The organism is Actinomadura opuntiae, from assembly GCF_030283205.1.
Lineage (GTDB): Bacteria > Actinomycetota > Actinomycetes > Streptosporangiales > Streptosporangiaceae > Spirillospora.
This window is the reverse complement of record NZ_JASNWF010000011.1, coordinates 26932-40930: the sequence shown is the minus strand read 5'-3', so window position 1 is coordinate 40930 and position 13999 is coordinate 26932. Positions and strand designations below refer to the sequence as shown.

At 71.2% G+C, this 13999-nt stretch carries 13 protein-coding genes; 5 read left to right on the top strand and 8 right to left on the bottom strand.

Going from position 1 to position 13999, the window contains the following annotated elements:
* The first annotated feature begins 185 nt into the window (after positions 1-185).
* The 5 genes from QP089_RS23840 to QP089_RS23820 are packed head-to-tail and all read left to right on the top strand — an operon-like array spanning position 186 to position 4897.
* Complete coding sequence (locus QP089_RS23840; RefSeq protein ID WP_285914129.1) at positions 186-1046, top strand: ABC transporter ATP-binding protein; 861 nt, start codon at positions 186-188, stop codon at positions 1044-1046.
* On the top strand, positions 1043-1795 hold the full coding sequence (locus QP089_RS23835) for an ABC transporter ATP-binding protein (RefSeq protein ID WP_285914127.1): 753 nt from the start codon (positions 1043-1045) through the stop codon (positions 1793-1795). The genes QP089_RS23840 and QP089_RS23835 overlap by 4 nt, the downstream gene beginning before the upstream one ends.
* On the top strand, positions 1792-2673 hold the full coding sequence (locus QP089_RS23830) for a branched-chain amino acid ABC transporter permease (RefSeq protein ID WP_285914125.1): 882 nt from the start codon (positions 1792-1794) through the stop codon (positions 2671-2673). Before QP089_RS23835 ends, QP089_RS23830 begins: the two co-directional genes overlap by 4 nt.
* Entirely contained in the window at positions 2670-3716 is a 1047-nt protein-coding gene (locus tag QP089_RS23825) for a branched-chain amino acid ABC transporter permease (protein ID WP_285914124.1), read from the top strand. The genes QP089_RS23830 and QP089_RS23825 overlap by 4 nt, the downstream gene beginning before the upstream one ends.
* Positions 3713-4897: an ABC transporter substrate-binding protein gene (locus tag QP089_RS23820; RefSeq protein WP_285914123.1), complete on the top strand. Its 1185-nt coding sequence runs from the start codon at positions 3713-3715 to the stop codon at positions 4895-4897. Before QP089_RS23825 ends, QP089_RS23820 begins: the two co-directional genes overlap by 4 nt.
* Before the next feature lie 48 nt (positions 4898-4945).
* Here QP089_RS23820 and QP089_RS23815 read toward each other — a convergent pair whose 3' ends face one another.
* From QP089_RS23815 to QP089_RS23780, 8 genes are all read right to left on the bottom strand, one after another.
* Positions 4946-5893 (bottom strand): LysR family transcriptional regulator, encoded by a 948-nt coding sequence (locus tag QP089_RS23815; protein ID WP_285914122.1) that lies wholly within the window; start codon positions 5891-5893, stop codon positions 4946-4948.
* A gap of 90 nt (positions 5894-5983) precedes the next feature.
* Complete coding sequence (locus QP089_RS23810) at positions 5984-7123, bottom strand: FAD-dependent monooxygenase (RefSeq protein WP_285914121.1); 1140 nt, start codon at positions 7121-7123, stop codon at positions 5984-5986.
* On the bottom strand, positions 7120-8061 hold the full coding sequence (locus tag QP089_RS23805; protein WP_285914119.1) for a fumarylacetoacetate hydrolase family protein: 942 nt from the start codon (positions 8059-8061) through the stop codon (positions 7120-7122). The genes QP089_RS23810 and QP089_RS23805 overlap by 4 nt, the downstream gene beginning before the upstream one ends.
* A 10-nt stretch (positions 8062-8071) precedes the next feature.
* A complete protein-coding gene (locus tag QP089_RS23800) occupies positions 8072-9058 on the bottom strand; it encodes a cyclase family protein (protein WP_285914117.1) in 987 nt (328 codons plus the stop codon).
* Positions 9058-9996 (bottom strand): VOC family protein, encoded by a 939-nt coding sequence (locus QP089_RS23795; protein WP_285914116.1) that lies wholly within the window; start codon positions 9994-9996, stop codon positions 9058-9060. Before QP089_RS23795 ends, QP089_RS23800 begins: the two co-directional genes overlap by 1 nt.
* Complete coding sequence (locus QP089_RS23790) at positions 9993-11021, bottom strand: amidohydrolase family protein (RefSeq protein ID WP_285914115.1); 1029 nt, start codon at positions 11019-11021, stop codon at positions 9993-9995. The genes QP089_RS23795 and QP089_RS23790 overlap by 4 nt, the downstream gene beginning before the upstream one ends.
* Positions 11018-11902 (bottom strand): fumarylacetoacetate hydrolase family protein, encoded by an 885-nt coding sequence (locus tag QP089_RS23785; protein WP_285914114.1) that lies wholly within the window; start codon positions 11900-11902, stop codon positions 11018-11020. The genes QP089_RS23790 and QP089_RS23785 overlap by 4 nt, the downstream gene beginning before the upstream one ends.
* A 474-nt stretch (positions 11903-12376) precedes the next feature.
* On the bottom strand, positions 12377-13849 hold the full coding sequence (locus tag QP089_RS23780) for a GntT/GntP/DsdX family permease (RefSeq protein ID WP_285914113.1): 1473 nt from the start codon (positions 13847-13849) through the stop codon (positions 12377-12379).
* Positions 13850-13999 lie beyond the last annotated feature (150 nt).

The following is a 13999-nucleotide window of genomic DNA, read 5'->3' as shown; positions in this document are numbered from 1 at the left end:
TCTTCTACCCGAAGTAATGGGGGAACCCGCCGCGGTGCCCGCAATTGTCTTCCCCGACTTCTTCGGATCCCGCGACGCTCGAGCGATCGCCCTGAAGCGATCCCCGTCGCTCCCGCTCCCTCCCGACGGCGCGCCACGACGGCGCGCCGTTCCGCCCCACCTCATCACCCCCTGGGAGGCCATCCATGGAACCGACGACGAGCGAGGGGCGCCCACCGGATCGTCCGCCCGGCGCTGTGGCGCTCAGCGTCCAGCGCGCCGGCGTCTCGTTCCGAGGCCTGCGGGCCCTGGACGCTGTGACCTTCGACGTCCCCGTGGGCGGCGTCAGCGCGGTGATCGGCCCCAACGGAGCCGGGAAGACCACGCTGTTCAACTGCATCAGCGGGCTCTACCGGCATGACGGCCGGATCTCGCTGTACGGCGACGACATCACGAGCCTCGATCCCCACGCCCGCGCATCGCGGGGCATCGCCCGGACGTTCCAGACACCGGTGCTGCTCGACGAGCTTCCCGTCCTGGACAACGTGATGCTCGGCGGCCACGCGCGGACCCGGTCCGGCGTCCTGTCCACGCTGGTGGCGGCGGGCCGTCACCGCGCCGAGGAGCGGCGGCTCCGCGAGGACGCCGAAAGGCTGCTGGACGCCTTCGGCATCGCCCACCTCGCGGACGTGCCGGCGGGCACGCTGCCGCACGGCGACCGGCGCAGGACCGAGGTGGCCCGGGCCGTCATGTCCCGGCCCCGGCTGCTCCTGCTGGACGAACCGGCCGCCGGCCTCGGCGCCGACGAGTCCCGCGAGTTGCTGGAGGTCGCGCTCGCCGCCTGCGAGGACGCCGGTGAGGGGCCCGCGACGGCTCTGCTCGTCGAGCACGACATGGACCTGGTCATGTCGGTCGCGCGGTTCGTCGTCGTGCTCGACGCCGGCCGGCTGCTGACCTCCGGCACGCCCCGCAAGGTCGCGGCCGACCCGCGGGTCGTCGCCGCCTACCTCGGCGCCGACGCCGAGGAAGCCGCCGAGGGCACCGATGGCGGGGAGGCGGCGCGATGAGCGAGGACACGCTCCTGCGAGCACGAGACCTGACCGCCCGCTACGGCGCTGTCCAGGTCCTGCACGGCGTCTCCGTCGACGTCGGCGAGGGCGAGATGGTCGCGCTGCTCGGCGCCAACGGCGCAGGGAAGACGACCCTGCTCCGAGCGGTGTCGCGCGGCGTCGTCACGACCGGAACGGTCGCCTTCGACGGGCGCGACATCACCCGACTCGACGCCATCGGCGCGGCGCGGGCGCGGATCGGGCACGTCCCCCAAGGACGCGGCACCTTCGCTGAGCTGAGCGTGGAGGAGAACCTGCGGCTCGGCCTCATGGGGCGCCCCGCGTCGCTGCGCGCGGACTCCGACCGGGACCTGGAGCGCGTGCACACCATGTTCCCCGTCCTGCGGGACATGCGGAACCGGCCGGCCGGAGCGCTGTCCGGCGGGCAGCAGCAGATGCTGGCGCTCGGCCGCGCCCTGCTGGCCCGGCCGCGGTTGCTGCTGGTGGACGAGCCGTCCCTCGGCCTCGCCCCGCGCACCACCGCCGAGCTGTTCGAGGCGCTCGCCGGCATCCGCGCCGCGTGGTCCACCGCCGTTCTGCTCGCCGAGCAGAACGCCCGGCTGTCGCTGCGCGTCGCCGACCGCGCGATCGTCCTCGCCCGCGGGCGGGTCGTCCGTTCCTGCGCGGCGGCCGATCTCGCCGACGACGCCGAACTTCGCGCGGCCTACCTCGGAACCGTCCCGGATCAACAGAAGGCGGACCGATGATCGAACTGATCCAGCAGATACTCGCCGGCCTCGCCACCGGCGTGATCTACGCCGGTCTGGCACTCGCCCTGGGCGTGGTGTTCCAGGGGACCGGCATGCTCAACCTGGCGCAGGGCGAACTGGCGACGCTGTCGGCGTTCGCCGCCTGGAGCCTCATCGACGCCGGGCTGCCGTTCTGGGGCGCGTTCCCGCTGGCCGTGCTGCTGTCGGCGGTGCTCGGCGCGGCGATCGAACGGGTGCTGGTGCGGCCGGTCGAGGGATCGGGACCGATGGTCCTGCTCGCCGCCGGCGCCGCGATGCTCCTCGGGGTCAACGCGCTCATGGCGCTCGGCTGGGGCACCGACCCCAGGACCTTCGCCTCGCCGTTCGGGGCGTCCTCGGTCGGTTTCGGGGACGTGCGGCTGACCAGCCAGCAGGTCGGCGCGGCCGTGCTCGTCCTGGTGACGATGGGGGTGATCGCCGGGCTGTTCCGGTTCACGCCGGTCGGGCTGAAGCTGCGGGCGGTGGCGACGAACCCGGCGTCGGCCCGGCTGCTCGGCATCCGCACCGGCCGCATCCTCGCGCTCGGCTGGGCCCTGGCGGGCGCGGTCGGCGGCGTCGCCGGCATCGCGGCCGCGCCCGTCGTCGGGCTGTCGCCGGACATGATGTCCGGGCCACTGCTGCTGGCGCTGGCCGCCGCCACCCTCGGCGGGATGACCAGCCGCGCCGGCGCGGTCGTCGGCGGCCTGGTCATCGGTGTCGCGGGCAGCCTCGCGAGCCGCTACGTCCCGGGCCTCGGCGGCGACCTGCAACTCGTCGTCCCGTTCGGGATCATCTTCGCGGTGCTGCTGCTGCGTCCCCAGGGCCTGTTCGGCCGGGCTGCGACGGTGCGGGCATGAGCGCCGCGACCACGGGCACCGCGAAGGAGGCCGCCGAGAGCACCCGGATCGCGAGGCCGGGGGCCGACCGCTCCCGCATCCTGTTGACCGTCGCCCTCCTGTGGGCGCTGGCCGTGCCGTTCCTATTCAGCGACTACGACCTGCTGCAACTGTCACGCGTGTGGTCGGTCGCGCTGGCCGTCGCGTCCCTCAACCTGCTCAGCGGCTACGCGGGCCAGGTCAGCGCCGGCCACGGCGCGCTGTTCGGGCTGGGCGCCTACACCGGCGTCCTGCTGGTCGGCAAGGGCGGGCTGGCATGGCCGGTCGCGCTGCTCGGAGCCCTGGCGGTCTGCCTGGCCGCCGGCGCGCTGCTCGGCCTGCCCGCACTGCGGGTCGGCGGGCTCAGCCTGGGCCTGCTCACCATCGCCATCGCGGCACTGTTCCCGCTGGTGGTGACCCGGTTCGACGGTCTGACGGGCGGCGCGGTCGGGCTGCAGCTCGACGCGCCGCCGCTGGCCGCCCCCGGCTGGACGGGCCTCGCCGACGCCCAGTTCGGGTACCTGGTCGTGCTCGTCCTCTGCGGGATCGTCGCGATCGGGCTGCGCAACCTCACCCGCGGCCGGTTCGGCCGGTCGATGGAGGCGCTGCGCACCAGCCCCCTCATGGCCGTGTCGACCGGCGTGGACACCCGGCGGCTGACCCTGACGGTGTTCGCGCTGAGCGCGGGCGTCGCCGGATTCGCCGGTGCCCTGAACGCCATGGTCCTGACCCTCGTCACCCCGGACGGCTTCTCGCTCGCCTTCTCCCTGACGCTGCTGGCCGCGAGCGTCGTCGGCGGTACCCGGTCCTGGGCCGGCGCGATCGTCGGCGGCGCGTTCGTCACCTATCTGCCGCAGTACATGAGCGACCACATGGACGGCGGGAGCGCCGGGCAATGGGCACAGGTCGCCTACGCCGCAGCGCTTCTGCTCGTCCTGTACTTCGCGCCCCGCGGCATCGTCCACCTCGTACGCACGGGCCTCGCCCGCCTGGGCGCACGCCGAACCGAAGGGAGGCCCGCATGAGGCACCCGCGACGGCTCCGGACGTCCCTGCTGCGCCCGGTCGCCCTGCTGTGCGCCGCCGCGACCGCGCTCAGCGGCTGCACGTTCCGCTGGAACGCGCAGGCCGGCGCGGGGCGCGGCGACATCGTGATCGGCGCCAGCCTCGCCCTGTCCGGGCCCTTGGCCGTCACCGGCGTCGTCGGCTCCGGTGCGCAGGCCTACTTCTCACGCGTCAACGCCGAGGGCGGCGTGAACGGCAGGAAGATCGACTTCCAGGTCCTCGACGACGCCTACGACGCCTCGCGGCTGACCGCCAACATGCGCCGGCTCGTCGAGCAGGAGCACGCGGCGCTCGTGCTGTCGTTCGGTGGCGCGGCGATCTCCACGCGCCCCTACCTCGGCGAACGCAAGGTCCCGCTGATCGCACTGGCCGGGCAGACGCCGTTCAGCGACGTCCGGAGCTTTCCCTACGCCCGCGCCTGGTGGCCGGACATCGCCGTCGAGGGCAAGATCGCCGGCACGTTCCTGAAGAACCGGTTCCCCGGAGCGAAGGCCGGACTGCTCGGACTCAACAACGACCTGACCCCCAGCCAGGCGAACGGGCTGCGCGCGGCCGGCCTGGCGCTCACCAAGACGATCAAGGTCGCGCCGAGCGTCGTCGACCTCGGCCCGCAGGTCAACGAGCTGCGCGGCGCGGGCGTCGACGTGCTGTTCCTGTCGGTCGGCGGCGCGGCGCAGAGCGCGGTGCTGCGGCTGATGGACCAGGTCGGCTACCACCCGAAGATCATGCTCTACAGCGCGCAGAGCGAGTACACCGGCACCCTCACGCCCGCCGGGCCGGCCGCCAAGGGCGTCTACACGGCGCAGTGGGCCAAGGACCCGTCCGACCCGCGCTGGGCGGCCGACCCGGCCGTCCGGCAGTTCAAGACGGACATGGCCAGGTACGGGCACGCCGCCGACAGCGGCAAGCTCCTCGCGCTCAACGGATACGGTGCGGCGGCCGCCGTAGTCGCCGCGCTGCGCAAGGCTCCTGCCCTCGACGGCAAGGGCTTCCTCAAGGGCTGGGACGGACTGCACGGCACCGCCGATCCCGCGCTGCTGCCCGGGATGTCCCTGGACGGCGGCTCGGACGGTCGGCTCGTCCGGAGCTACCGCGTCCAGCAGTTCGACGGCCGCACGTGGCATTTCGAGGACGCGTCCTGACAGGAGCGTGATCGGGGCCGGGGCCGCGACGAGGCGGCCCCGGCCCTTTCACGACTCCGCCCGGCCGCTGGAGCCGTCCGGCGAGCCTTGCAGGGCGTGGCCCTGTTCGATGAGCAGGTCGACGAACCAGCGGTGGCCGGGGTCCAGCTGGCGGACGGGATGCCACCACGCCGTCTCGGTGACCGGCTGGAGCGCGGCGGGAAGCTCCACTTCGCGCAACTGGTGATCCGGGTGCTGCCGGATCAGCCGCTCGTGGCACAGGACGAGCAGCTCGGTGCCCACCACGAGCCGTCCCAGGACGGCGAAGTTCTCGACCCGGACGGCGCAGTGCCGGTCGATGCCGAGAGCCGCCAGGCCGGCGTCGGCGGGCGACGCCATGAGCGGTTGCCGGAAGGGCATCACCCATCGGGCGCGTGCGGCGTCCTCGCGGGTGAGCCGGTCCGTGACCGAGTGGTTGTCGCGCCAGGTCACGCAGATCCAGCGGTCGCTGTACAGTTCGGCGCTCAACGCCTCCGGCACCGAGAACAGGCCGCGCGGCGCGATGAGGACGTCGATGTCACGCAGCGCGGTGAGCGGATCGTTCACCACGGCCTGGTTCACGCCCCGGAAGTCCAGGCTGACTCCCGGGGCCGCCTGCGCGACGGCGGCGACCAGCCGGGGCCCGAGCACGGTGAGCACGGCGTCGGAGCACTGGACCACGAACCGCCGCTCGGCCGTCGCGGCATCGAATCGCGGCTGGGCGGCCAGCAGCCGCTGCAGATCGTCGAGCATCCGCCCAAGCTGGTCGTAGAGCCCCTGGGCCAGCGGCGTCAGGACGTACTGGCCGCCTTCCCGTTCCAACAGCGGGTCGTTGAAGTGCCGCCGCAGCCGGCCCAGCGCCGCGCTCGTCCCCGGCTGGCTCATGCCGAGCCGTTCGCCCGCGCGGGTCACGTTGCGCTCTTCGAGCAGGGCGTGCAGGACCACGATCAGGTTCAGATCGAGGCTGGGCAGGTGCACCGTCGGTCCTCCGAGTCGTGCGCGAACGGCCGGCGGGCTGCCGGCCGTTCGCGTCAATCATCCTCGGGTGGACGCCGGAGCCGGCGCATTTCAGTACGGCTCGGCCAGCCGGGCGTGCGCCGCCGGAATGGGGAGTTCCAGCAGCTTCAGGTCCTCCGGGGACGCCTTGCCCTGCTCCTGTCGCATGAGTGCGGCGGAGTAGTCCTGGACGAGTCCGGCGCGCGGAATCCGGCGCCGCCACCAGGCGCCGAGGGCCTCGGGCACGGACGTGGCGCGTTCCAGCTCTTCGGCCAGAACGACGGCGTCCTCGGCGGCCATTGCCGCGCCCTGCGCCATGTGCGGGCTGGTGGCGTGCGCGGCGTCGCCGGCGATGAGAACGCGGCCGCGATACCACGGCTCGTCCAGGGTGACCTGCTCGATGGGCCCGTACGCGGCTGAGTTCTCCTGCGAGATGTGCTTGGCGAGCCCGCCGATCCAGCCTCCGAACTCCTGCAGCATGGCGTGCATCTGCGCGGCGATGTGCGGTGGCGTCATCCCCTGCTGGACGGTCTCCTCGGGCGCCACCAGAGCGATGTAGCTGTCGTCCGAGCCGAGCGGTATCAGCGTGGCCTTGACCTTGCCGGCGAAGGCGTAGACGACCCCGTCCAGTTCAGGGGGACGGGGCAAGCTGATGCGCCAGACCGAGAAGCCGGTGAGTCGAGGTTCGTACCGATCGCCGAACAGCTGCCGGCGGGTGGCCGAGCGTATGCCGTCGAAACCGGCGACGAGGTCGTAACGGCCCGGAACGGGCGCATCGTGACCGGTGAAGGTGACCTCGACGCCGTCACCGTCCGCCGAGACGGTCGCGGTGGTCGCGTCGTGATGCAGCCGGGCGCCCGCCTTTGCGGCCGCGTCCAGCAGGACGCGGCAGAGTTCGCGCCGCTGGATCCCGTTGTTGCGCGCGGGCAGGCCTGGGGCAGGAGGAGGCGGGATCTCGGCCAGCACCGTCCCGTCCGCGCCGATCATGCGCAGGTCGTCCCACTGGCAGCCGGCGGCGAGGCAATCGTCCAGGACACCGATCTCGTCCATCACCCGCAGGGCGTTGGACGGCTGGTTGAGCCCGACGCCGAGCACCGATCCGGCGGGCCGGCGTTCGACGACGTCGACCTCGACACCGCGCCGGGCGAGGGCGGTGGCGGCGACGAGGCCGCCGATGCCGCCGCCCTGCACAAGGACACGATTGACGATCACGTCCGTACTCCTGGAGCGATACGCCGCCGGGCCGGCGGGACGGGGACGGGCACCCGGCCGGGGACGAGCCGGTTCTCGACGTGCCCGAGTTCTTCGACGTCGATCCGGACGACGTCGCCGGGCGCCAGCCAGGCGGGCGCGGCGTCGCCCCGGGTGCGTTTGAGTTCGGCGATGCAGCCGGTGCCGCAGGTCCCCGAGCCGAGGACGTCACCGGGCCGGACGACGGTGCCGCGCGAGGCATACGCCACCAGATCGGCGAACGACCACGACATGTTGGCCGTGCTGTCGCCGCCGGTGCGCACCCCGTTGAGATGCACCTCCGTCCGCAACGCGAGCCGCCCGTCCTCGACCCGATCGGCCAGCTCGTCGGTGGTGACGAGCCAGGGGCCGAGGGTGGTCGCCGAGTCCTTCGACTTCGACGGCCCCATCGGCTGCTTGAACTCCCGTTCCTGCAGGTCCCGCGCCGACCAGTCGTTCATGATCGTGTAGCCGAGGATGTGGCCGGCGGCGTTCTCCGGGGACAGGTCGGAGCCGGCACGGCCGATGACCGCGGCCACCTCCAGTTCGTAATCGAGCCGCCGGGCTCCGGGCGGAATGGCGACGGTCCCGTAGGGAGCGACGATCGCCGCGGGATTCGAGAAATAGAACAGCGGCTCTTCGTACCATTCCTCGGGCACCCCGCCCGCCAGGGCGTCGATGTGCTTTTCATAGGTGAGAAAGTCACGCACGCTCGGCGGCTGCAGCAGCGGCCCGAAGGACGCCTCTTCGATCGGGACGGCGTCGCCGGTGCGGACGCGGCGCGCCACGTCGTCCAGCGCCTCCGTCCCGCCCTGGATGACGTCCAGCAGCGTCGTGCCGGGGGCGAGCAGGCGGACGACGTCGCCGTCCAGCACGCCGACCTGGGCGCCTTCGCCGGTGAGCAGGGTGGTCAGTCGCATGGTGGTCTCCTCACTTCACCGCGACGGGGTTGACCGGCGAGCCGACCGCGCGGGTGAACGGCAGCGGCTGCGCGGCGAGGAAGAACTCGTGGACACCGTCGGCGGCGCAGTCGGCGGCCAGCGCGTCCAGGTCCCACATCTCGCCGACCAGCAGGCCGATGTGGGGGAGCGCCACCTGGTGGAGCGGCTGGAACGAGTCCGGGAACTCGTTGGGCCGCACCTCGAAGCCCCAGGTGTCGGTGGCGATCGCGGCGATCTGCGTGCCGTGCAACCAGCCGGCCGTCTCGAACGACAGGCCGGGAGCCGGGCCGCCCGCGTATCCGGCCCATCCGTGGCCGCGCCGGACCCGCGACAGCTGGCCCGTTCGCACCAGGACGATGTCACCGCGTCCCACCTGCGAGGTCTCGCCCTGCCGCCGGATCACCTCCGCCAGATCGGCGCTGGTGATCGGGCACCCGTCGGGCAGCTCGCCGTCCTCGCCCAGAACGCGCCCGACGTCGAGCAGGACGCCGCGCCCGATCACCGGCGCGGCGATCCTCTCGATGCCGGTGGCGAAGTCGCCCTCGCTTGTCACGACCTCGGCGCCTTTGCGGCCGTTCCATGCGATGCCGTGGTCGAAGACGTGCCCGAGACCGTCCCATTGGGTGCTGCATTGCAGCGGCATGAAGACGGCGTCGTCGGCCGCCGTCAGGCCATGGGGCAGGCCCAGCTGCTCCGCGGTGTCCTGGCCGGTCGACATCATCGTGTGCACCGGGTTGACCCGGCGCCGCCAGCCGTTCTGCGGACCGTTCTCGTCGAACGGCAAGGACAGGCTGAACGACTCGCCGCGACGGACCAGCCGGGCCGCCTCCGCGCGCTTGTCCGCATCGATGAAGTTGACGGTGCCGATCCCGTCGTCCGGACCCCAGCGGTTCCAGTTCCCGTACCGCTTCGCCGCCGCCGCGATCGCCGCCTCGGCGTCGGTCCCGAACTCGGCGGTGGCGTCGTAGCCGCGCATCAGACCGGAGGAGCGACGAAGATGCCGCGGTCGACGTCGTTGAAGCTCTCTTTGGCCACCAGCTCGCCGAACGGGTTGGCGGTGCCCCACTGGTCCTGGTTCTCCGGCTGGGACACGTCGTAGACGCTGGGGTGCCAGGCGTCCTCGTCCAGCACCTCCAGCTCGGTCGTGTACTCGACGGTGTTGCCGTGGGGGTCGAGGAAGTAGCTGAAGGTGTTGTCTCCGGCCATGTGACGGCCCGGCCCCCAGACCTTGCGGACGCCCGCGCGCAGGAGGCGTCCGGTGCCGCGCATGTACTCGTCCAGCCCACGCATTTCGAACGACACGTGATGCAGCGACGTGTGCGGACCCTGGGCGATCGCCAGGCTGTGGTGCTGCGGATTGCACCGCATGAACTTCATCAGGTCGCCCATGTGCGGATGCGTCAGCGAGTCGGTCAGTGCGAAACCGAGATGCTGCTCGTAGAACGCCTGGGTCCGGGCGACGTCAGGGGAGTTGACGACCACGTGCGACAACCGGACCGGGATCGACTCCCGCTCCTCGATCTTGCGGTGCACGCGGTCCTGCACCTCGGCGGACACCTCGATGGTGCGCCCATCGACGTCGAAGAACCGGAAGCCGTAGCCGCCGCCGGCGGTCTTCAGCGCGTCCGGCTCGCTGATCAACTGCACGCCGGCCCCGCCGAGCCGCTGGGCGATGGCGTCGACGTCCTCGCGCGACGCGGCGCCGTAGGCGATCAGGTCCAGCCGCTTGTCGGCGTCCTTGCGCAGCCGGACGATGTACTGCTCCGGCGATCCCTCGGCGGCGAGGAACACGATGTCCTCGTCCTCGGCGACCGGGGTGAGGCCCCAGAGGGCGGTGAAGAACTCGCGCTGGGCGGCGTAGTCGGGCACGGCGAGATCGACGTGCCGCAAATGGGTGATCAAACGATCGCTCATGAACGTGCTCCAATCGGTTCCGGCAGGTCGCCGAGAAGGCGGACGGCGTTGCCGCCCCGAACGGCGTCGGTGGTGGCCTGGTCGAAGCCGGCCGCGAGAAGCCGTTCGACCGGGTCCTCGACGCCCATGTCGAAGGGGTAGTCGCTGCCGAGCGTCACCTGCCCGGCCCCCATTGAGGCGACGAGATGGCGCAATTGCTCGGGCGTGTAGACGAGAGAGTCGACGAAGGTGCGGCGTAGCAGAGCGCTGGGCGGCTGCTCGGTGGTCCGGGCGTCACCGCGTATCTCCCACGCGTGGTCGGCCCGGACCATGTAACTGGCCAGATAGCCGCCCCCGTGAGCCGACCAGATGCGCAGCCTCGGGTGCCTTTCCAGCAGCCCGGAGAAGGCGATCCTGGACAGGGCCAGCGCCGTCTCGGTCGGGTTCCCGACGCTGTTGAACAAGTAGTAGGCGTTCAGCCGTTCGCCGAGGGTGCAGCCCCAGGGATGGATGAGCACGGCGGCGTCGAGTTCCTCGGCGGCGGCCCAGAAGCCGACCAGAGCGGGATCGTCCAACTCCATGCCCGGGCCGGCAGCGGTGGAGATCTGCACACCGCGCATGCCCATCTCCCTGACCGCGGTCTCCAACTGCTCGACCGCCAGATCGGGGTGCTGCAACGCGACCGTGCCCACAGGCACCAGGCGAGACGGCTCCCGGGCGCAGAAAGCAGCCACGCCCTCGTTGCTCGCGGCAACGATCCGGGCTGCCAGCTCTTTGTCGGCCCAGGCGTGGGGCAGCGGCGTCGCGGTGACGACCTGCACGTCAACCCGCGCACGCTCCATCGCGGCCAGCCGCAGATCCAGGTCGGTCAGCTTCGGCGCCAGCTCGGCGATGTGCCGCATGTTGTACGCCATCGACTCCGGCCCGAGCGACGCCGCGTCGACCTGCCGCTGCCGCGCCAGCCCCGGCTCGTTCTCGATCAACGCATCCACCGCCGGGACGGCGACGTGCGCATGGACGTCGACGGTGCGGACGGCGGCGCTCATCGCTCGGCCACGCATACGTTGCGCTGGGCGCCGAGGCCCGTGATCGTCGAATCCATGACGTCACCGAGTCGCAGCAGTCGGCCGTGCGCCATGCCGTTGCCGGCCGGGCTGCCGGTGAGCACCAGGTCGCCGGGCATCAGCGCGGCGACCGTCGAGCAGTGCGCGACGATCCGCGCCACGTCGAAGATCATGTCTTTCGTCGACTCGTCCTGCATGACCTCGCCGTTGAGCCGCAGCGTGATCCGCAGTTCCGAGGGGTCGGGGATCTCCCGGCGCGGCACCAGCACCGGCCCGGCCGGCAGGAACGTCGGCGCGTTCTTCGCGGCCAGCCAGTCGGCGCCCAGCTCCGGCATGTCCCGGCGGAAGATCCGCTCGCGTAGCGTGAGGTCGTTGACGATCACCCAGCCGGCGACGGCGTCCAGCGCCTGATCAGGGGAGACCCGGCGTGCCGGCCGCCCGATCACCGCGGCCAGCTCCAGCTCCCAGTCCGGCTTTTCCCCGTCGTACGGGAGGACGACGTCGTCGTACGGCCCGCAGATCGCGCTGGGCATTCCGGTAAAGACGTATGGAGGGAACTTCAGCCGGTCGTCCATCTGAGCGGCGGCGTCCGCTCGCACCTGCTCGACGGTGCGGCCATCGGAACCGTCATGGTGGGCGGCTGCGATATCGATGACGTGCGTCCGGTAGTTCGCTCCCGCCTGGAAGACCTGCCGTGGCTCCACTGGGCTGTGCACGCGGAGGCCAGCGAGCGTCCGCCATTCCGAACGGCTCGCGCTTGCGGCGAGGGCGTCAAGGGCGGGCAGGACCTCACCCCAACGGTCGAGCAGCTCGAGCGTCCCGCGAGGGCGCCCGACCTCGTCACGAGCCGACAGGTCCAGCACACGCTCGTGAGCGACACAAGAGCAGGGAACACGCGTCCCGCCTCCTCCAGGCGACCCAGCGCCCAAGCGCCCGCGTGCTCGATCGAAGTCACATCCGTGAACGGCAAGTGCGATTCACCCCTCCGCAACACCGGCGACATCCAGTCGCCGTACGCCCAGCATCGAGCAAAGGCGCCGTCGAGGGGAAATAGTTGCTGCGTATGCTCAGCCATCCACCAGACTTATGGTGGATGCCGAAGTAACGAAGAGAACGGTAGATCGGTGCCGAAGTCGTTTCCGCTTCGAAATGTCCGGACGTTGAGGCTGAATGACGCCAGAGGCCTGAGACGAGACGTTGCGGAGCGCCCGAATCGCCGACGTAGCCGCCGTCTGGTGCGCAAGCTGCGGAATTCGCATTCGCGCGGCACTCGAGATCTCCCCTCCACGCATCGCTCCGCTACTGGGTCCGGGCCACCCGACCGGGCGCCCCGTTGGTTAGCCGACGACGGTGCTCATGAGCAGGACGCCGCCCAGGCCCAAGACGGCGAGGGCCGAGGTGTAGGCGGTGCGGATTTTGATGGTGTCCAGTACGGAGAGGTTCAGGTATTGCTTGAACAGCCAGAAGCCGGGGTCGTTGACGTGGCTGGCGGCGATGCTGCCGCAGGTGACGGCGAGCACCATCAGTTCGGGGGCGGTGCTGGAGTTGTGGAGCAGGGGCAGGACGATGCCTGCGGCGGTGACGACGGCGACGGAGGCGGAGCCGACCGCGATGCGCACTAGGGCCGCGATGCCCCAGGCCAGGATGAGCGGGGAGATGTTCCAGCCGTGGGTGAGATCGGCGATGTAGTCGGCGATCCCGGATTTGACGAGCACCTCCTTGAAGGCGCCGCCGGCCCCGATGACCATGATGATCATGGCGATCGGTTTGACGGCCTCGTTGCACGACTCCATCGCAGCCGACAGCCAGCCATGGGGCGCGGGCGCCGTGCCGGTCGCAGGGGCGGGAGCGGTCGCCGTGGCCGCTCCGCCGCCCCCGTCGGGGGGCGCCGTGGCGCCGCCATCGGAAGCGTCGGCCGCGACGGCTGTGTCGTCTTGGTCGGCTTTGGCGGCGGCCCGGCCGATCTTGGGTCCGAGGAGGACGACCGCTAGCAGCAGTGCGATGAGCAGTGCGACCGGAGCCTCACCGAAGAAGCCGATGTAGTCCATGGCCTTGCTGTCGGAACTCATGCTGAGATCGGCGACCGCCGAGACCGCCATCAGCACGACCGGGATGACGACGATGAACAGGCACGTGCTGAACCGGGGCAGGTCGGCCTCGTCGAACTTGCGCTCGGTGATGAGCGCGACCGGCAGGCGCGGGTTGATCCGCTTGACGTAGGCAAGCCGCGGCCAGACGTAGCACACGATCGTGGCGGAGACGACGGCGATGGGGAGACCGTAGAGCAGGGTGATGCCCTGGCTGGCGTGGAAGGTCTCGGTCACGGCGGCCGGCCCGGGGTGCGGCGGCAGGAAGCTGTGCATCGTCGACAGGGTCATCGACATGGGCAGCCCGACCCACAGCAGCGGCAGCCTGTACTCGCGGACGATCGTGAACACCAGCGGGATGAGGAGCACGAAGCCGACCTCGTAGAACATCGTGATGCCGATCGCTGTCGAGGTCAGCACCATGGCGAGTTGGACGCGGCCGATGCCGAAGGCGTCGACCATGGAGGTGGCGATCCGCTGCGCGGCGCCGCTGTCGGCGAGGACCTTGCCGAGCATGGCGCCGAAGCCGAGGATGAGGATCAGCTCGTCGAGCTGATCACCGACGCCGGAGACGATCGCGTCGTAGATCTTGGGCAGCGCCATACCGCGGGCCAGGCCCACGAACAGGGCGGCGATGAACAGCGCGATGAAACCGTTGATCTTGAATTTGGTCATCATCACGAGCAGCAGCACTACGGCTAGCGCCACGATGAGCAGGGGCATGGCGATCAGCTCTTTCCGCGGATCCGCTGGGGTGGTCGGCGGTCTGGGTCCTGTGTGGCGGGGGCCACCGGGGCCTGCTACCGCGGCAGCGTAGGAGCGCTTTCCATGCGTGTCCAAACCCGATATGACATCAATTGATACCTTCTCGGC

Coding starts and splice junctions, on each gene's coding strand:
- QP089_RS23795 (WP_285914116.1), bottom strand. CDS start 9,996: ATGAGCGATCGTTTGATCACCCATTTGCGGCACGTCGATCTCGCCGTG.
- QP089_RS23830 (WP_285914125.1), top strand. CDS start 1,792: ATGATCGAACTGATCCAGCAGATACTCGCCGGCCTCGCCACCGGCGTG.
- QP089_RS23800 (WP_285914117.1), bottom strand. CDS start 9,058: ATGCGCGGCTACGACGCCACCGCCGAGTTCGGGACCGACGCCGAGGCG.
- QP089_RS23825 (WP_285914124.1), top strand. CDS start 2,670: ATGAGCGCCGCGACCACGGGCACCGCGAAGGAGGCCGCCGAGAGCACC.
- QP089_RS23835 (WP_285914127.1), top strand. CDS start 1,043: ATGAGCGAGGACACGCTCCTGCGAGCACGAGACCTGACCGCCCGCTAC.
- QP089_RS23780 (WP_285914113.1), bottom strand. CDS start 13,849: ATGCCCCTGCTCATCGTGGCGCTAGCCGTAGTGCTGCTGCTCGTGATG.
- QP089_RS23820 (WP_285914123.1), top strand. CDS start 3,713: ATGAGGCACCCGCGACGGCTCCGGACGTCCCTGCTGCGCCCGGTCGCC.
- QP089_RS23790 (WP_285914115.1), bottom strand. CDS start 11,021: ATGAGCGCCGCCGTCCGCACCGTCGACGTCCATGCGCACGTCGCCGTC.
- QP089_RS23840 (WP_285914129.1), top strand. CDS start 186: ATGGAACCGACGACGAGCGAGGGGCGCCCACCGGATCGTCCGCCCGGC.
- QP089_RS23805 (WP_285914119.1), bottom strand. CDS start 8,061: ATGCGACTGACCACCCTGCTCACCGGCGAAGGCGCCCAGGTCGGCGTG.